The sequence below is a fragment of the Citromicrobium bathyomarinum genome, from assembly GCF_038594485.1.
GTDB classification, from domain to species: domain Bacteria; phylum Pseudomonadota; class Alphaproteobacteria; order Sphingomonadales; family Sphingomonadaceae; genus Alteriqipengyuania; species Alteriqipengyuania bathyomarina_A.
On record NZ_JBCFZG010000001.1, the window covers coordinates 403,021 to 419,831 of the forward strand.

At 64.2% G+C, this 16,811-nt stretch carries 17 protein-coding genes; 2 read left to right on the top strand and 15 right to left on the bottom strand.

Annotated elements, in window-relative coordinates; genetic code table 11:
- Positions 1–49: 49 nt before the first annotated feature.
- The 10 genes from AAG591_RS01980 to hisG all read right to left on the bottom strand — a co-directional run bounded on the left by AAG591_RS01980 (position 50) and on the right by hisG (position 11,409).
- On the bottom strand, positions 50–1,666 hold the full coding sequence (locus tag AAG591_RS01980) for a serine hydrolase (protein ID WP_342529224.1): 1,617 nt from the start codon (positions 1,664–1,666) through the stop codon (positions 50–52).
- A gap of 72 nt (positions 1,667–1,738) precedes the next feature.
- On the bottom strand, positions 1,739–2,464 hold the full coding sequence (locus AAG591_RS01985) for an EcsC family protein (protein WP_342529225.1): 726 nt from the start codon (positions 2,462–2,464) through the stop codon (positions 1,739–1,741).
- A gap of 43 nt (positions 2,465–2,507) precedes the next feature.
- The gene (locus AAG591_RS01990; protein WP_342529227.1) at positions 2,508–3,449 is read right to left on the bottom strand and encodes an acyl-CoA thioesterase; all 942 of its coding nucleotides are present in this window, start codon (positions 3,447–3,449) and stop codon (positions 2,508–2,510) included.
- A 45-nt stretch (positions 3,450–3,494) separates the two neighbouring features.
- A complete protein-coding gene (locus AAG591_RS01995; RefSeq protein ID WP_342529228.1) occupies positions 3,495–4,382 on the bottom strand; it encodes a transcriptional regulator in 888 nt (295 codons plus the stop codon).
- A 5-nt stretch (positions 4,383–4,387) separates the two neighbouring features.
- Entirely contained in the window at positions 4,388–5,536 is a 1,149-nt protein-coding gene (locus tag AAG591_RS02000) for a GNAT family N-acetyltransferase (RefSeq protein WP_342529229.1), read from the bottom strand.
- A 168-nt stretch (positions 5,537–5,704) separates the two neighbouring features.
- Positions 5,705–7,879 (bottom strand): sodium-translocating pyrophosphatase, encoded by a 2,175-nt coding sequence (locus tag AAG591_RS02005; RefSeq protein ID WP_342529231.1) that lies wholly within the window; start codon positions 7,877–7,879, stop codon positions 5,705–5,707.
- Between the two features lie 150 nt (positions 7,880–8,029).
- Positions 8,030–8,899, bottom strand: coding sequence for a thiamine-phosphate kinase (thiL, locus tag AAG591_RS02010; protein ID WP_342529232.1), 870 nt, complete (start codon positions 8,897–8,899; stop codon positions 8,030–8,032).
- Positions 8,900–9,005: 106 nt separating this feature from the next.
- Positions 9,006–9,452, bottom strand: coding sequence for a transcription antitermination factor NusB (gene nusB, locus AAG591_RS02015; RefSeq protein ID WP_342529234.1), 447 nt, complete (start codon positions 9,450–9,452; stop codon positions 9,006–9,008).
- On the bottom strand, positions 9,452–10,741 hold the full coding sequence (gene hisD, locus AAG591_RS02020; RefSeq protein ID WP_342529236.1) for a histidinol dehydrogenase: 1,290 nt from the start codon (positions 10,739–10,741) through the stop codon (positions 9,452–9,454). The genes nusB and hisD overlap by 1 nt, the downstream gene beginning before the upstream one ends.
- On the bottom strand, positions 10,741–11,409 hold the full coding sequence (hisG, locus tag AAG591_RS02025) for an ATP phosphoribosyltransferase (protein WP_342529238.1): 669 nt from the start codon (positions 11,407–11,409) through the stop codon (positions 10,741–10,743). The genes hisD and hisG overlap by 1 nt, the downstream gene beginning before the upstream one ends.
- Before the next feature lie 48 nt (positions 11,410–11,457).
- Between hisG and AAG591_RS02030 the strand changes: the two genes are divergently transcribed.
- Positions 11,458–12,561: a DUF2332 domain-containing protein gene (locus AAG591_RS02030; RefSeq protein WP_342529239.1), complete on the top strand. Its 1,104-nt coding sequence runs from the start codon at positions 11,458–11,460 to the stop codon at positions 12,559–12,561.
- On the opposite strand, the gene AAG591_RS02035 is transcribed toward AAG591_RS02030, so the two are convergent.
- The 5 genes from AAG591_RS02035 to AAG591_RS02055 are packed head-to-tail and all read right to left on the bottom strand — an operon-like array spanning position 12,562 to position 16,159.
- Positions 12,562–13,470 carry an alpha/beta fold hydrolase gene (locus AAG591_RS02035; RefSeq protein WP_342529240.1) on the bottom strand — a complete coding sequence of 303 codons (909 nt, stop codon included), beginning with the start codon at positions 13,468–13,470 and terminating at the stop codon, positions 12,562–12,564. It lies immediately after the preceding gene.
- Positions 13,470–14,285, bottom strand: coding sequence for an SDR family NAD(P)-dependent oxidoreductase (locus AAG591_RS02040; protein ID WP_342529241.1), 816 nt, complete (start codon positions 14,283–14,285; stop codon positions 13,470–13,472). Before AAG591_RS02040 ends, AAG591_RS02035 begins: the two co-directional genes overlap by 1 nt.
- Positions 14,282–15,172, bottom strand: a complete 891-nt coding sequence (locus tag AAG591_RS02045; RefSeq protein WP_342529243.1) for a pirin family protein — start codon at positions 15,170–15,172, stop codon at positions 14,282–14,284. Before AAG591_RS02045 ends, AAG591_RS02040 begins: the two co-directional genes overlap by 4 nt.
- A complete protein-coding gene (locus tag AAG591_RS02050) occupies positions 15,169–15,876 on the bottom strand; it encodes a glutathione S-transferase (protein WP_342529245.1) in 708 nt (235 codons plus the stop codon). Before AAG591_RS02050 ends, AAG591_RS02045 begins: the two co-directional genes overlap by 4 nt.
- Before the next feature lie 4 nt (positions 15,877–15,880).
- Positions 15,881–16,159 carry a BolA family protein gene (locus AAG591_RS02055; protein WP_342529247.1) on the bottom strand — a complete coding sequence of 93 codons (279 nt, stop codon included), beginning with the start codon at positions 16,157–16,159 and terminating at the stop codon, positions 15,881–15,883.
- 54 nt (positions 16,160–16,213) lie between these two features.
- Here AAG591_RS02055 and AAG591_RS02060 point away from each other — a divergent pair, with 54 nt between their 5' ends.
- Positions 16,214–16,807 (top strand): J domain-containing protein, encoded by a 594-nt coding sequence (locus tag AAG591_RS02060; protein WP_342529249.1) that lies wholly within the window; start codon positions 16,214–16,216, stop codon positions 16,805–16,807.
- Positions 16,808–16,811 lie beyond the last annotated feature (4 nt).

The window sequence follows — 16,811 nt, forward strand, 5'->3', positions numbered from 1 at the left end:
TGAATACGAAGCGGACCAGCTCCACGGAGGAGCTGGCCCGCTTTTCACATCAATTCGCGACGCGCTTCAGATCGAGATCGTGGAAGTCGTAGGAGAAGTCGGTCAGGTCCGAAATCGCCTTCATCTTCATTCCCGTCACCTTGCCGTTCTCGATCGAAAAATCGACGAAGGCGTCGGCTTTGAGCGAGCTGTCGGGCCAGAATGCCGCGAAGCGATCGCCATCGTAGTGGGTCAGGTCGCCATCGAGAATTTCGCTGCGGCCCATATCGATGAACAGGCGATCCGGGGCTGTCATGCGGATGGTGACATCGCCGTACCACGGGTCATGATAGGTGCCGACATAGGCGGATAGCGGCAGGCTGGGCGGGGCAGCGTTTTCGGGCGCGCTCGCCGAGGTATCGGCGATCAGCTGCGTGCCTTCGGCTTCTGCCTTGGCGAAGGCGCCACCCCAGTCGGTAATGAAATCGTACTCGGGATGACCCAACAACGCGACCGCAACGGCGTAGTTGAATGTCGAAGGCGCGCCGCGATAATCGTTGGTCGCGCTGAACAGAACCAGCTTTTCTTCCGGGATGATCATGAAGTTGCTGACCACGCCGGGCGCGCCGCCGCCGTGACTGACGAGCAGCCTGCCGGCGAAATCCTGCGTGTTCCAGCCCAGAGCATATTCGGAAAGGTGCGATAGGCCCGCCGCGCGAAGACGACCATTGACGCCGGTGGGGGTGACGCCCTGCCACACTTCGCGCACCTGCTTCTCGTCGAGCAGACGCGTCCCGTCCTCGGTCACGCCTCCGTCGATCCAGAAGTTGCCCCACTTCATCATTCCCGCAGTGTCGCACCAGATGCCGCCAGCTGCGTTCCAGGTTTCGGAGAAGGCGAGGCGTTCGTCGATCGGAACGCCTGCATCCGCGCCTGCGGCACGCTCGTGCCCGGTAACGAAGCGCGCCCCTGCAGGGATGCGGCTCTTGTCCGCCACGCAGCGCTCCATGCCGACCGGCTTGAGAATCTCGTCCGTGACGAAGTCGGCCCAGCTTTTGCCCGAGACCCTCTCTACGATCTCGCCCGCGACCACGTACAGCAGGTTGTCGTAGGCATATTCGGACCGGAACCCGGCGGTTGGGCGCAGCAGCGGGAGCGCCTTGATGACGTCTTCCGGCTCGGCGTTGCCGTCGGGCCTGATCAGCAGGTCGCCCGCGCCAAGCGGCAGGCCAGAGCGGTGCGTCAGAGCATCGCGCACTGTAAAGTGCTCGCTCACCCACGGATCGTACATCGCGAATTCGGGGATATAGGTGCGAATGGGCTCGTCCCACTTCACCTCTCCGCGCTGCACCAGCATGGCGAGTGCGGTGGTGGTGAACGCCTTGGAAATGCTGGCGATGGGGAACAGCATATCCTGTGTAACGGGGCGGTTGGTGCCTTCCTCGGCGAGGCCGTCCGCGCCCTGCCAGATGGTTGTGCCGTCCTTCGAAACGGCAGCGACCATACCGGTTGAATCGTAGGCCTGCATTGTCCGCGTCAACGCAGCATCAAAGTCGATGGGAGCCGCTTCAACCGGTGCTTCGGCCGCCACGGTCGGTTGCGGAGAAGCTTCGTCCGTAGCGAGATGCGCGCAGGCGGACAGGACGCATGGCAGGAGCAGCAGCGCTCCGGTCTTGGCAAAATTCATAGTGGTTCGGACTCCCGATTACGGGGCCCTTATGCAGCGAATCCGCTGCGGATCAAACCTTGCTCTGAAGGCTTATGCGTTGCCCGCGCGCAGGCGACGTTCCTGAAAAGCGAAGCGCGCGGCCTCGCCGACATCGCCCTGAAACGACACGTTGACCGCGCCGCCGATCACCGAGCCCACCAACGGCACGACCGCACCCACACGGCGACGAAACAGTGCGATGGCCAGGGCACGCGAGACGCGCTCGATCGCCTGTTCAATCACCGGGTCGATTTCTTCGGGCGGCACTTCCGACAGGTTGCCGTCGGGTCCAATTCCGGCTTCGAGCGCAGCAATGCGTTCGGCGCGCTGCTTCTTGTCGTTGAGGCTCGCCAGTTCGAGTACCTGAAGGCGGAACAGCCGCTCGCGCGCGCCCTTGCCATCGTAGCCATAGGCCCGGCCCGTATCGCGGATGCAGCGCAGCGCGAGGGCGATGGTCGCCGGAATGTCCAGCCCCATGGTCAGGATGCCGCCGATGCCCGATGCCGCTCCGGTCGTGCCGCTGATCGCGCGCGTCGCGATGGCGACGCGCTCGGCGGCGTCCTGACAGGCCTTCAGGTCGGTCAGGTCGTGATCGAACTTTACCAGCTGCGGGGTCCCGACTGCCTGATCGATGCCCTGCAAGACACCGCGAACAAGCCCATTGGGTATGAACCCGGCGACCGCTCCGCCCACAGGGCTGGTAATTTTTTCGAAACCGCGCCCGATCAGCGATGGTTTGCTGGTCCGGAAGGCTTGCTGCTGTTTTTCGAAATCCATGAAGCGCGAACGGGCCTTGGGCGAAGGCGTTCCGCAATCGCCATTAGTTGGCTTTGGACCGCCGCTTACGCATCATGCCTTCCTGCGCAACGCTGGCGACCAGCGTGCCGCCTTCGGTGAAGATGCGTCCGCGATTATAGCCGCGCCCGTTGCCGGACCAGGGGCTGTCGGTATCGTAGAGCAGCCACTCGTCTGCGCGCGCAGGCGCGTGGAACCAGATCGCGTGGTCGAGGCTGGCGCCGACCAGTTCGCCACGCATCCACGAAAGCCCGTGGGCGATCGCCGCCGTGCCGAGCAGCGTGTAGTCGCTCGCATATGCGATCACCGCCCGGTGCAAGGCCGGATCGTCGGGTAGCTTGCCGACCGTCTTGAACCAGGTCTGCGACTTGGGGGTGCGCGGGGTCGTGCTCATCCAGTGCAACCCGTCGGTCGGGCGCATCTCGATCGGGCGGGGGCGGACCATGAAGCGGCGCTGGCCTTCGCTCATCAGGTCGAGCTTGTCGGCAAAGATCTCGCGGCGCAGCTGGTAGTCGGATTTGAGCGTTTCAGGATCGGCGACATGGGGGAAGGGCATGTTCTCATGCGCGAGCCCGTCTTCGGGTGTCTGGAAACTGGCGGTCAAATTCAGGATCGGGGTACCGTCCTGGCTCGCCACTGCGCGCCGGTTTGCAAAGCTCCGTCCGTCGAAGTCGCGCGCGATCGTGTAATCGATGGGAGGACCTTCCTCGCCGCCACGCAGGAAGTAGGCGTGCAGCGAATGCGCCACCTTTCCGTCGCCGATGCTGGCCTGCGCCGCCTGTAACCCTTGCGCGATCACCTGGCCGCCGAAGACGCGGCCGATCCCGTCCACCTGCGGCCTGCCCCGGAACCTGTCGTTGTCGATCTTCTCGACTGTCAGCAGGTCGACAAGCTGCGCGGTCAGTTCTGCGGGAGTGGGGCGCTCGACATTATCGAAATCGAGGTTTCGGGAAGCACTATCTGTCATCTGCACATCTGTGCGACGGCTTTACGTTCAGGTCAACGTGAGACCTCAGCGGATCATGCCCATCTTGCGGATAGCGCGGAACGCGAGGGCCTTTGTCCGATTGCTTGCGGGCCAGCGGCCCGGCGCACGCGGATTGAGGCCGAGCCGCCGCAATTCCCGGTTGAGGCCACGCGCGTCCGCTTCCGCATAACTCCAGTCCGAACGCCAAGTAATGCTCAGCGAGATCGAGCTTTCCGGGCCATTGCGTACGAAGTGCGGTGCCATGACCGGCACGAACAGCGCCTGCCCGGCGCCGATGCGGTATTCCACTCCGCCTTGCGCCAGCTCGTCTTTCCAGGTCAGTTCGCGCGGTCCGCCGAGATGATAGCCCTCATGCACCTCGTCGGGCGCATAGCGCGCGTCGCCGGCAGGGAACTGCGTCATCGTCTTGCTGCCGCGCAGCTGCATCAGGATGTTGTGCTCGGGGTCGAAATGGTAGGGCGTGACTGCGTTCGGGCTGGAGATGAACACGAAGCCCTGCGGCGTGAGCATTTCGCCTGTCTTCGCTTCGATTTCGGGACGCAATTCCTCCAGCAGATTGTGCAGGAGCGCGCGATAGCCATCGTCCTGCTCGATGTTCTTGAGCACGGCCCAGCTGTTCGCCTCGGCGATCCGGCGGATCGTATCGGCAATGGAAAGGCCGGTCTGGCCTGGCTTGCCATCGACACCGATCGGAAGATCGCCGCGATTATACTCGATCGAGCTCTCCGGCAGGCGTCCAGCAAGCTCGGCAAGCGCGTCCAGCCGCAGCAGTGGATGATCTTTCAGCCGATGTTCGAGCACATGCGGTTGCTCCGGATAGGCCGCGGCAAAGGTTTCGCGCGCGCTTTCGGGAAAGACGCGATCGGGCTGGGCCGAATGGTTATCCTGCGGGAAGCTGCTTACGGCATTCATTGCGATTAACTCTCCGTAGTCTTCGGCATCGCGTGTCTTGCGGATTCGAAGGCGATCAGGCGCCCACCCAGTGCGCGGCGGAGGGCACCGCCGATGGCGATGTTGCGTGACACGACGCTGCGCTGTTCCCGCCAGAAATGGTCGATCATCGGGTGGTCCGGCGCCGCGCAGCTATCGCACCAGTCGATCCCTTCGCGCTGGAGCAGGGCGAGGTTTTCCTTCTGGAGGAGGACGCCCGGCGAAAATCTGGCGAAACGTTCGTCGAAAGTGGTCTTGAAACTGAACGCGCCGCGGGGAGCGAAGAAGGTCACTAGCATCGCAATGGCCTCGCCATCGAGGCGCAGGGACAGGCCTTCGACGCGACCGCCCTGTGCTGCGCCAATCAAGCTTTCGCGAAAGAACCGCGCGCACGCTGGATCGTTCGCAAGCGATGAACCGGCCCGACCTTTCCAGCTGGCCGCTTCGAGGGCGAGGAATGTGTCCGCGAAGACGCCGATGGCCTCGGGGGTTTCGGCGCGATCCACCGTCACCTCGCCCTGTTCGGCAAGACGACGCGCTTGCCGCCGCAATTCCTTGCGCTTCTTGGTCGAGAGCGATTGTTCGAAGTAGTCGTCGGGCGAGAGGTTGGACGCAAGGAGCGCGCGGACCTCGCGTTCGACCACGCCGTTCGCGCGGCTATCCTCCTGCGTCAGCACGCCCAGCGCGGCGTCCGGCGCACAGCTTTCCGGTATGCTCGGGAGGTGCAGGAAGGCGGCAAGGCCTGGGTTTTGGTCCACCCAGCGCAGCAACATCGACCAGAATATCGTTTCGAAGCCACGCGCGATCAGCGGCACGCCGCAAAAGGCATTGTCGTGCAGCCAGCTGGCAACATGCGGGATGGGGCGCCCGTAATAGGTGCGCGGGTAATGCAGCGGGAGAAGCCCGGCGAGCTTGTCGTCGATTCTCAATAGCGCAAGCTTGACCTCGCCTTGCGGATCGAAGGCGTCCAGCGAAGCGCGCAGAAAAGGCCGTTCGAAGAAGGGGTTGGGCTCCGCCGCGCTGGCTGCCAGCGTGTCCCATTCGGCGTCGCCAAGAGCTGCGTTGAGCCAGGGCGCGACCAGCAGCCGTGGCGCCGAGCCGCTGGCATCGTCGAATTCCGTGTCAATCAAGACCATCGCAGCCCGATGCCCTTCCCAGCGATCAGCCCTTACCGTGGCGTTAAGCCTAAGCGGGATTCACTAGGATTTGCTTAAATCGGCGCGCGAAATGGACGGCTGGCAAAGGGAGGGGCGCGGCCCCGATTGGAACCGCGCCCCTTGTGTCGTTCGCCTGTCAGGCGTCGGTTATCCGGCGGCCCCTGCCGCCAGTGCTGCGAGCAAGAGCAGCGCGACGATGTTGGTGATCTTGATCATCGGGTTCACCGCCGGGCCCGCGGTGTCCTTATAGGGATCGCCCACGGTATCGCCGGTGACTGCGGCATGGTGGGCATCGGAGCCCTTGCCGCCATGATTGCCATCCTCGATGTACTTCTTCGCGTTGTCCCACGCGCCGCCACCGGCAGTCATGGAAAGCGCGACGAACAGACCGCCGACGATCACACCCAGCAACAGCGCGCCGAGAGCGGCGAAGCCGTTGGCCTGACCTGCGATCAGCGTGATGACGAAGTAGACCACCACCGGTGCCAGCACCGGCAGCAGTGACGGAACGATCATTTCCTTGATCGCCGCTCGCGTCACCAGATCCACGGTGCGGGCGTAGTTGGGGCGGCTGGTGCCTTCCATGATGCCCTTGTCTGCAGCGAACTGCTCACGCACGTCCTTCACCACGTCGCCCGCTGCGCGGCCCACGGCGGTCATGCCCATCGCGCCGAAAAGGTAGGGCAGCAGTGCGCCCAGCAGCAGCCCGACAATCACGAACGGGTTCTTCAGGCTGAAGTCCACCGTGACGCCCGGGAAGAACTCGGTGAGGTCGGTGGTGTAGGCGGCGAAGAGTACGAGCGCGGCGAGGCCCGCCGAACCGATGGCGTAGCCCTTGGTCACGGCCTTTGTGGTGTTGCCCACCGCATCCAGCGCGTCAGTCTTCTCGCGAACCGAGTCGTCCAGCCCTGCCATTTCGGCGATCCCGCCGGCATTGTCGGTGACCGGCCCATAGGCGTCGAGCGCCACGACCATCCCCGCCAGCGCCAGCATCGCGGTCGCCGCGTAGGCGATCCCGACGAGTCCTGCGAGCAGGTCGGCGATGATGATCCCGGCAACGATTACCAGCGTCGGCAGCGCGGTCGCCTCGAGGCTGATGGCGAGGCCCTGGATCACGTTGGTGCCGTGGCCGGTTTCCGAAGCCTTGGCGATCGAGCGGACCGGGCGATACTCGGTTCCGGTGTAGTACTCGGTGATCCAGATGATCAGGCCGGTGATGACGAGGCCCAGCATCGAGCACCAGAACAGGTCCATGCCGGTGAAGCCGCCGACGACTTCGGCAGCGCCTTCGGTCACCAGCGTGTCGCCCAGCGCAACCGTCGCAGTTTCGCTGACGACGTTCGCCCCGATCAGGGCGTTCATGTCGCCCAGAGCCCAAGTCATTACGGCGTAGATCGCCGGGATCGAGAGAACTGCGGTGACGATGAAACCCTTGTACATCGCGCCCATAATGTTCTGCTTGCTACCAAGCTTCACGAAGTAGGTGCCGATGATCGAGGTGACGATGCACGCCCCGCCGATCAGCAGCGGCAGCGACATCATCGGCAGCAGGAGCGCGCCGAGCGTGCCGCCGAGCAGCAGCGCGGTGAGCACCATCGTCGCGCCCACGGTCACGACATAGGTTTCGAAAAGGTCGGCCGCCATGCCCGCGCAGTCGCCAACATTGTCGCCCACATTGTCCGCGATAACGGCGGGGTTGCGCGGGTCATCCTCGGGAATGCCAGCTTCGACCTTGCCGACAAGGTCCGCACCGACGTCCGCCGCCTTGGTGAAGATACCGCCGCCCAGACGCGCGAAGATAGAGATCAGCGAGGCGCCGAAGGCGAGACCGACGAGGCCGTCCACGACTTCGCGGCTGTTCGCCTCGAAGCCCAAGGCCCCTGCGAGAAAGTAGAAGAAGCCTGCAATGGCGAGCAGTGCCAAGCCGGCCACCAGAAGCCCGGTGATCGCACCGGCGCGGAACGCCAGCGTCAGGCCCTGCTGCAACCCGCTTTGCGCGGCTGCGGCGGTGCGCACGTTGGCCTTCACCGAGATGTTCATCCCGATATAGCCCGCCGCGCCCGAAAGCACCGCACCGATCAGAAAACCGGCGGCTGCGATCCAGTTGAGGAGGAAGAAGACCAGTGCGCAGACCACGACGCCGACGATGGCGATGGTGGTGTACTGGCGGTTTAGGTAAGCGCGCGCGCCCTCCTGAATGGCGCCGGCAATTTCCTGCATCTTCTCGTTGCCCGCTCCGGCACCGAGAACCTGTCGGCTCGTAAATATTCCGTAGATGATGGCCAACAGGCCAAGTCCAATAGCGACCAGAACAAGTTCCACGCCTTACCTCCCCAGGTTATGTACCGAACAGCATTCGGATGCTCGCCCTTATTGTGGGCAATTGAAGGGGAGTAGGGCTATAAGGGCACGCATGAAGGCGCAAGCCCTCGTAGCGTTTCTGCACACTTCACGAATGTGACGCGGCGCTATTCAGTGCTGGTAGCCGAGCCCCTCGGGGCCATCGATGATCTTCGTATCGAGCACGAGTGGCTCTGGCCCGCCTTCCATCACGGTGCCGATGCGGGTTGCCGGGACGGGCAGATCGGCACCGCTTGGCGCGGTGAAAAGGAGGGCGTAGTCTTCCCCCCACCGCAGCGCTTCGTCGCGGCGGCTTTCGGGTGCTGCAATTGGGACGCTCGCGCTGTCGATAGCAAATCGCGCACCGCTCGCTTTCGCCATTCGCCAGGCGTCGAGCAGCACGCCGTCCGAAACATCCATCATCGCAGTCACGTGTGGGGCCAGCGCACGCCCCTCTGCCAGACGCGGCGTCGGGCGGGTGAAGGGCCTCTCGTCCGCATCCGCAAGCCCGCTCACCGCATCGAACCCCATCATCGCGCCGCCCGCCGATCCGCATAGCCAGACGTGGTCGCCGGGCTGCGCGCCGCTGCGCGATGGCACGGGTGTGTGGGTTGCACGGCCCAGAGCGGTCAGGCTGAAGGTGCGCGACTTCTCGACTGCCACCGTATCGCCGCCCAGCAGCGGCACATCGAATGCCGTAAGCGCTTCCTCGAGCCCCGTCAGGAATGCAGCATTGTTGGTCGCAAGCGAATAGCCGAGCATGACGCCCACCGGCTCTGCACCCTTGGCGGCAAGATCGGACAGGTTCACCGCTACCAGCTTCCACGCCACGTCGGCGAGCGATTGCTGCGGCAGCCAGTGTACGCCTTCGACCATCATATCCTTGGTCAGGATCAGCGTCTCAGTGCCGAATTCGAGCACTGCCGCATCGTCCGACAACCCTCGCGCGGAGGGTTGCGTGGCCAGCGCGCGAAGGGCGGCGATGAAATCGAGTTCGGTCATCCAACCTCCTAACCGCTCACCCTGAGCCTGTCGAAGGGCCGCACTTTACTTCAAGAAGGACGATGCTTCGACAAGCTCAGCATGAACGGTTTTCTGGTTGCAGAATTTACCTAACGGCCTTGGCCACAGCGTCGAGCACGCCGTTGGCGAACTTCGCCTCGCGATCGTCGAAGAACGCCTTCGCGACGTCGACATATTCGCTGATGACCGCACCGGTCGGAATGTCTGCACGCGCGATGAGTTCGTAAGTGCCGCAGCGCAGCACCTGCAGCATCGTCTTGTCGAGTCGCTTGAGGTTCCAGCCCTCGGCCAGCTTTTCGCTTAGCTGCAGGTCGATTTCCTCGCGCCTTGCATCCACCCCGCGCACGACATCGTCGAAGAAGGGCACCTCGGCATCGGCGTAGGTGTCGCCCTCGATCTCGCGACCCAGACGGTGCTGGTGAAATTCGTCGAGCAGCTTGGGAAGGCCAGTGCCCTCCATGTCGCGCTGGTAGAGAGCCTGTACAGCGGCGAGGCGCGCGGCGGAGCGGGCGGTAGAACGTTGGTGGGACATTACTTCAATCGCAATCTTATGGACTGGGCATGGGCCGGGAGCCCTTCGGCTTCGGCAAGGGCGATAGCTGCGGGGCCAATTTGGGCGAGCGCATCGGCATTCGCCTCGATAAAACTGGTCCGCTTCATGAAATCGAGCACCGACAGACCGCTGGCAAAACGCGCGCGGCGACCGGTGGGCAGGACGTGGTTAGGGCCAGCCACATAATCGCCGACCGCTTCGGGCACCATTCGCCCAAGAAACACGCTTCCCGCGTGGCGCAGCTTGGCGAACAGCGCTTCGGGATCGTCGACCGCCAGCTCCACATGTTCGGCAGCGAGCCGGTTGGCGAGTGGTACCGCGTCGTCGAGCGAGGGAACCACGATCAGCGCGCCATGCGCATCCCACGCGGCGCGCGCGGTCTTGCCGGTGGCGAGCATTGCCGCCTGCACGTCGACCTGATCTTCGACCTGCGCTGCGAAATCGGCGCTGTCGGTGATGAGGATCGATTGCGAGCTGGGATCGTGCTCGGCCTGGCTGAGCAGGTCGGCGGCGATCCATTCGGGATCGTTCTTGTCGTCCGCGATCACGAGAATTTCGCTCGGCCCCGCGATCATGTCGATCCCGACCGTGCCGAACACCTGCCGCTTGGCTTCCGCGACCCACGCATTGCCGGGGCCGGTGATGACGTCGACCGGGGCGATCTTCTCAGTGCCGTAAGCCAGCGCGGCGATCGCCTGCGCGCCGCCGACGCGCCAGATCTCGTCGATCCCGGCAATGTGAGCCGCAGCCAGGACCAGCGGGTTCGATTCTCCCCGGGGCGTCGGCGTGACCGCCACTAGCCGTTCCACCCCAGCGACCCGCGCAGGGATCGCGTTCATCAGCAGCGAGGATGGGTAGGCAGCGCGCCCGCCGGGGACGTAGAGCCCCGCAGCGTCGACCGCGTTCCAGCGATGGCCCAGCCGCACTCCGGCATCGTCGGTATAATCGCGCGGATTGGGTTTTTGCGCCTCGTGATAGGAGCGGATGCGCGCCGCCGCGAGGTCGAGCGCATCGCGCAGCTCGCCATCCAGCTCGCTATACGCCTGTTCGCAGCGCCATGAAGGAATGCGCCAGTCGTCTTCCGACGACAGCGTGTGACCATCGAAGCGGATGCTCAGTTCCGCGAGTGCCCTGTCGCCTTGCGCACGCACCTTGGCGATGATGTCCGCCACATCGCGGGTAATGTCATCGCCGCTTTCCCGGCGGGAATGCACCAGGCGATCGAACTTAACTGCGAAATCGGGTGCGGTTGCATCGAGGACTTGCATCAGGCGGCCGCCTTCGCTTGCAGGCGGGCGTCGGCTTCGCGGCGGAAAGCCTCCACCAGATCGGCCACGCGGCTATCGGTTTTCAACGCAGCACGGTTTACGATCAGGCGCGCGGTAATGTCGAGAATTGGCTGGGTTTCGACCAGGCCGTTTTCCTTGAGCGTGCGCCCGGTCGACACGAGATCGACGATACGCCGCGCGAGGCCGAGCGAGGGGGCCAGCTCCATCGCGCCGTTCAGCTTGACGCATTCGGCCTGCACGCCCTGCTTTTCGTAATAGCGGCGGGTGATGTTCGGATATTTCGTCGCAACGCGCACGTGGCTGCTGATCGGGCTGGCATCCTCACCGACAGCCTGTGCCACCGCCAGATGGCAATGGCCGATGTCCAGATCGACCGGTGCGTAAAGGTCCGAGTAGTCGAATTCTTCGATCACGTCGGAGCCGACGATCCCGATCTGTGCCGCACCATGCGCCACGAAGGTCGCTACGTCGAACGCGCGCACCCGGATCAGGCGTAGATCGGGGCGTTCCGTTGCGAAGCATAGTGCACGGTTGGTCTTGTCGTGAAAGCCCGGCTCGGGCACGACGCCCGCGCGCTCCATGACGGGCAAGGCATCGTCGAGCAGTCGGCCCTTGGGCACGGCAAATGTGAGGTCGCTTTGCGGCATGGGCGCCAGATAGGGCGAGCGAGACGAAAGGGCAATTGCGCGCGAGTTATGGCAGCCGGCAAAGCGAAATACGAACTGGTCGATCCGCAGGCAAAAGGCTTCGAGGCGGTACAGCGCGCCTTTGCCAACCAGGTCGCCTATTGCCGCGACAATGGCGCCCCCATCACTGCCACGATCTGCCAAGCGCTGGGTGACTTGCTGGAGACCGAGCGCGGCGGGGCGGTAATGCGCCGCGTGCGCAGATGGGCGGGGCCGCCGCTGGCCGATGCGCTGCCGTTGCGCATTGCCGGTGGCTTGCATGCCTTGCATTTGGCCGATCAGGACCCGGCACTATCGGCGATCTACCTCGAACAGCGCGTCAGCAATGCGGCCGAACTGGTTGCCGATGCGATTGAGCGGAACGAGGCATTTCTGATGCCGTGGCTCGACGGGCCGCCGCAGACGAACGAAGCTGGACGCAGCTGGGCCTATGCCGCCGCGATGCTTTGGTTGGTGGACAAGGGTCTCCCGGGAAAATTCGCGCTCAACGAGATCGGATCGAGCGCGGGGATCAACCTGATGATGCGCCGCTATTTCTTCGATCTTGGCGGAGTGACCGCCGGGCCGAAGGGCGCGCAGATGCGGTTGGCGCCCGAATGGCGGGGCTCGCCGCCGCCCGACACCCACTACGACATCGTCGCCGCACGCGGGTGCGACATTGCCCCGGTCGACCTGACCGATCCGGCACAGGCGCTGAGGCTCAAGGCCTATATCTGGCCCGAATTTACCGAACGATTCGCGAGGATGGACGCTGCCATCGCGGCGGCCAACACCATGCCGCCCGAGGTCGCGCGAGAAACCGCTGATGTCTTCGTTGAGGGGGTTCTCGCCGAGCCTGCCGAGTCAGGCGTGACCCGTGTCATCATGCACTCGGTCGTGTGGCAATATGTGCCCGAGTATCAGCGCGAAAAAGTGACCGCGGCGATCGAGGCCGCAGGTGCGAGATCCATGCCAGACGCACCGCTGGCGTGGATCTCGCTCGAAGCCAATCGCGATACCCACCGGCACGAGCTATCCGTGCGCTATTGGGCCGGTAGCGAAGGGGGCGGTGAGGACTGGCAGCGGCTCGGCGTTGCCCATCCTCACGGCGCATGGGTCGAGTGGGAAGGCTGACTAGGCGGTTCGCGCCAGGAAGGCATCCATCGCCGCGTTGAACTTTTCCGGGGCTTCCCACGGGACGAAGTGGCCGCAGCCGCTGACCTTTTCGATGGTCAGGTCGTCGATGATATCCTCCATCCCCACCATATTGCCCGGCGGCAGCGCGATGTCGTCCATCGCCCAGATGACGAGCGTGGGGATTGCCAGATTCGGCAGCTGCGGCGGCTTGTAATCGGCGGGCAGTTCGAAGGGCGCATCCATTGGCGGCACGATCATCGGGCTCGCACGATACCAGTTGAGCATTCCGAAGGCGGCTTCGCGATCCTGCCAGTCCTGCAAGAGGGCCTCGCGCTCCTCCGGCTCCATTGCGCTGGGCCGATCCCATTTGATCTCCTTCATCAGGATCGCGGCGAGCCCGTGTTCTCTCACCAGAGCGTCGTTGTCGGTGTTGCGAAATCCCCGGATATACTGGCTGCTCTCGCGCTGATGCGGATCGGTGAACAGCAGTTTCTGGAAGATGGCAGGGTGGGGAGCATTGGCGATCACCGCGCGGCTGACGCGGCCCGTGCCGATCCCTTTCTGACCCATCAGGGCCACACCCCAGGCGATCGCGCCGCCCCAGTCGTGGCCGACGATGGTGAACTCATCGACACCCAGCTCGGTCGCTAGCAGGAAGATATCGCCGATCAGCTTGTCCGGCCGGTAAGCTTCCACCTCCTGCGGCTTGGACGACCCGCGATAGCCGCGTTGGTCGGGTGCTATGCAGCGGAAGCGATCGGAAAAATGCGCGATCTGGTGCCGCCAGGTGCGGTGGCTTTCGGGAAATCCGTGGAGGAACATGAGCGCTGGGGCGTCCTTCGGCCCTTCGTCTATCACATCCAGCTCGATCCCGTTCGCCAGCTTCACACGCTTCAAATCCATCATCACCCCTCCGCCTCGATCGTTTCCATGTAACCATTCGCAACCATCGCCGCGACCTGATCGAACAGGTCGTCGGGCGTGCGGCGCTGCTCGCCCCAGCTGCTTTCACCGCCACGAGCGACTATGATTTCGCGCTCGCCCCTGGCTACGCCGTCGAGGATGCGCTGTGCGGCCTCTTCCGGTGGCATTCCGTTGTCGATCACGCTGTCGCTGCGCCCGCGCGGCGAACCGTCGGCGCTCAGCGCATTGCGGCTGACATTGGTTGCCACCGATCCGGGGCATGCGACATGTACCGACACACCCGTTTGCGAGAGTTCGGCCCGCAGCGCGTCGGCGTATCCGACGAGCCCGTGCTTCGCCGCACAATAGGCGGTTCGCAACGGAATGCCGATCTTGCCCGCGACCGAGGAGATGAAGACCAGGTGCCCGCTCCCGCGCCCGGCGAAGTGAGGCAGCAAAGCCTGCGAGGCGGCGATCTGGGCGGTCAGATCGATGTCAATAATGTCGTGGTAGACCTGCATGGCAGTCTGCGTCGCGCGGCTGCGCTGCGAAATTCCCGCGTTGGCGACGAAAAGATCGATGCCGCCTTGCCAGTCGATGGCCTTCTCGGTCGCGACATGCATCGCGTCTTCGTCACGCACATCGAACGGCAGCAGCAGCGTTTTGCTATCGCAGTCCTGCGCCACTTGTGCCAGCCGGGCCTCGTCACGGCCAGACAGGATGACACTGGCGCCGTCGCTGCTCAATGTTCGCGCGAGCGCGGCGCCAATGCCCGACGAGGCACCGGTGATCCACGCGGTTTTTCCTGCGAAGCTCAAGGGTAGGTCACCGTCTTGGGCTTCTCGGGCAAAGGAATCCATTCTTCCTCATCACCCGGCACCTTGGGGAAATTGCCCGCCTTCCAGTCTTTCTTCGCCTGGTTGATCCGCTCGCGGTCGGAGCTCACGAAGTTCCAGAACACGTGGCGTTCGGTCTTGAAGCTCTCCCCGCCGAGCAACATCACGCGGCCGCCTTTCCCGGATCGCAGCGCAGGGCAATCGCCGGGCTTGATGACGACCAGCGTGTAAAGCGGCAGTTCCATTCCATCGAGCGTGGCCTCGCCATCGACCACCATCAGCGCGCGCTCGTCCGCAGGTGTATCGATCGGCAGCTGGCCACCGGGGGCGAGCACGATTTCGGCGTAGATCGTGTCGGCGTAGGTCGTGGTCTTGGCGCTCTCTCCCCACAGATCGCCCATGATGACGATGGCACGCGCGCCGGCATCCTCGATCACCGGCAGATTGGCGATCGCTTCGAAGGCGGGATCGATCTCCTCGCGTCCGTCGGGCAGCGCGAGCCAGGTCTGCATCCCGAACATGCGCGGTCCGCCGGTGCGCTCGCTTTCGGGGGAGCGTTCGGAATGCACGATTCCGCTGCCGGCGGTCATCAGGTTTACCGTGCCGGGGCGGATGGTGGAAAAGGTGCCGATACTGTCGCGATGGTCGATCGCGCCCTCGAACAGCCAGGTCACCGTGGCGAGGTTGATGTGCGGGTGCGGGCGCACGTCCATTCCGCCGCCCGATGGCAGGTGCGCGGGGCCGAACTCGTCGACGAAGATGAAAGGCCCGACCATGCGCCGCTGCTTCGATGGCAGCGCACGCCGCACCTCGAAGTCGCCGAGGTCGTGGTTGGTGGGGGTGATCGTGGCTTCGATGGGTCCGGTCATTGGTCGTCGAGCTCCGGGTAGTGGCGGAAGATGCCGTCTTCGTTGAAAGCGATGCGGCGGTCTGAGGCAAGGTAGTCGTTGATGCCGCCAAGCTGCGCCACCGCGTCATGGCAGGCGATCAGGAGCGGATAATCGCCCTCGACCGCCTTCATGCGGATGGGGAAGGCGTAGCGCAGCCCCTCGACCAGCTGGAAGAGCGAAGTGTCGACATGGCTCCACTTCTCGCGCAGCACGAAGGGGCCTTCATTGGCCGACAGCGCATCCTCGAAATAGCGAAAGTACTTGGGGATACGCTGCTCGCGGAAATTCTTCGCCGCGCGCGCCGCTGCTTCCTTCTGCTCCTCGTAATACAGGTCGCCCGCGATCGGATGATGGACGTTATGCGCTTCGGCGACGATATCGCTGACGGTCAGTTGCAGCATAATGAGCTGCAGATCGCCATCGAGATCGCCAGCGCCGAAGCCATGCTTTTCGCTCGCCCAGGCGAGGATATGCGCGACCTGCGCGATGCAGAAATCGCCATCTACGAGGTAGGGCGGGGCGTATGGGCGGATGCCGCTGCGCTGGTTTAGATCGTCGACCAGTCCCTCCGCTCCTTCGTTGCGCGCGCGGTCGCGATATTCGACGCCCGCAGCCTCAAGCGCCAGCCGTACGAATTCGCCGCGACCCTGAATGCCCGGCCAGTACCAGAGATCGTAGGCCATCGGATCAGCCCGGATGGCTCGGCGCAGTGGCCTTGATCGCCAGTGCATGGACCCGGTCGCCGGGAATGTCGCCCAGCGCCCCGTTGACCATCCGCTGCCGCTCAAGCCGCGATTTCTCGACGAAGGCGGGGGCCTCGATCACAATCGTGAAATGCGATTCCCCGGTGCCGTCATCGCCCGCATGGCCGCGGTGCCTGGCGCTGTCGTTGACGATCTCAAGCTTCGTAGGGGAGAACGCCTCGCGCAGCAGTTGCTCCATCTCCTGAGCTACGGATTGTGCCATTTTCTCGTTCTATCCCTTTGCAATTTGCGTCTGCGCTGCCCATCCTAAAGCGCTATGCGTCAGACCCGGTTCCATGGTCGCTACGAAGCGAACGGCAGACTTTGCGCCCACCCCACATGCGACGAGCCGGGCGAATTTCGCGCCCCCGGCGTTTACGGCAACAGTTTCGACGGGCCGGGCCAGTGGCGCTGGTTCTGCCTTGAGCACATACGCGAGTTCAACGCCGGTTACGACTGGTTCGAAGGGATGAGCGCGGAGGAAATCCTGCGCGCGCAATCGCCCTCGGCAGGGTGGCAGACCGAAACACCTGCGTTTCGCGCGAGCGGCCCAGTCGACGGGATGCCGCGCTGGGGCGAGTTCGACGATCCGCTCGATGCGATTTCCGCGCGTGCGGGCGGCATCAAGAGCCGCGCCCGGCGCGAGACGGAAATGGCGATGGACGGGCGTTTCTCGAAGGAAGAGGCGAAGGCGCTGGACGTTCTTGGGCTCGGCGTGGAGACCGACCGCAAACGTTTGCGTCAGCGCTATTCGGAGCTCGTGCGCCGCTACCACCCCGACCGCAATGGGGGTGATCGCACTCACGAGGCGCGGCTGGGCCGGGTGGTCGAGGCGTATCAGCTGCTCAGGAAGAGCCGCGTCTTCACCTGATCCG

Excerpts from the sequence above, each read along its gene's own strand:
- AAG591_RS01980 (WP_342529224.1), bottom strand. The coding sequence starts at position 1,666 with ATGAATTTTGCCAAGACCGGAGCGCTGCTGCTCCTGCCATGCGTCCTG.
- AAG591_RS01985 (WP_342529225.1), bottom strand. The coding sequence starts at position 2,464 with ATGGATTTCGAAAAACAGCAGCAAGCCTTCCGGACCAGCAAACCATCG.
- AAG591_RS01990 (WP_342529227.1), bottom strand. The coding sequence starts at position 3,449 with ATGACAGATAGTGCTTCCCGAAACCTCGATTTCGATAATGTCGAGCGC.
- AAG591_RS01995 (WP_342529228.1), bottom strand. The coding sequence starts at position 4,382 with ATGAATGCCGTAAGCAGCTTCCCGCAGGATAACCATTCGGCCCAGCCC.
- AAG591_RS02000 (WP_342529229.1), bottom strand. The coding sequence starts at position 5,536 with ATGGTCTTGATTGACACGGAATTCGACGATGCCAGCGGCTCGGCGCCA.
- thiL (WP_342529232.1), bottom strand. The coding sequence starts at position 8,899 with ATGACCGAACTCGATTTCATCGCCGCCCTTCGCGCGCTGGCCACGCAA.
- nusB (WP_342529234.1), bottom strand. The coding sequence starts at position 9,452 with ATGTCCCACCAACGTTCTACCGCCCGCTCCGCCGCGCGCCTCGCCGCT.
- hisD (WP_342529236.1), bottom strand. The coding sequence starts at position 10,741 with ATGCAAGTCCTCGATGCAACCGCACCCGATTTCGCAGTTAAGTTCGAT.
- hisG (WP_342529238.1), bottom strand. The coding sequence starts at position 11,409 with ATGCCGCAAAGCGACCTCACATTTGCCGTGCCCAAGGGCCGACTGCTC.
- AAG591_RS02030 (WP_342529239.1), top strand. The coding sequence starts at position 11,458 with ATGGCAGCCGGCAAAGCGAAATACGAACTGGTCGATCCGCAGGCAAAA.
- AAG591_RS02035 (WP_342529240.1), bottom strand. The coding sequence starts at position 13,470 with ATGATGGATTTGAAGCGTGTGAAGCTGGCGAACGGGATCGAGCTGGAT.
- AAG591_RS02045 (WP_342529243.1), bottom strand. The coding sequence starts at position 15,172 with ATGACCGGACCCATCGAAGCCACGATCACCCCCACCAACCACGACCTC.
- AAG591_RS02050 (WP_342529245.1), bottom strand. The coding sequence starts at position 15,876 with ATGGCCTACGATCTCTGGTACTGGCCGGGCATTCAGGGTCGCGGCGAA.
- AAG591_RS02055 (WP_342529247.1), bottom strand. The coding sequence starts at position 16,159 with ATGGCACAATCCGTAGCTCAGGAGATGGAGCAACTGCTGCGCGAGGCG.
- AAG591_RS02060 (WP_342529249.1), top strand. The coding sequence starts at position 16,214 with ATGCGTCAGACCCGGTTCCATGGTCGCTACGAAGCGAACGGCAGACTT.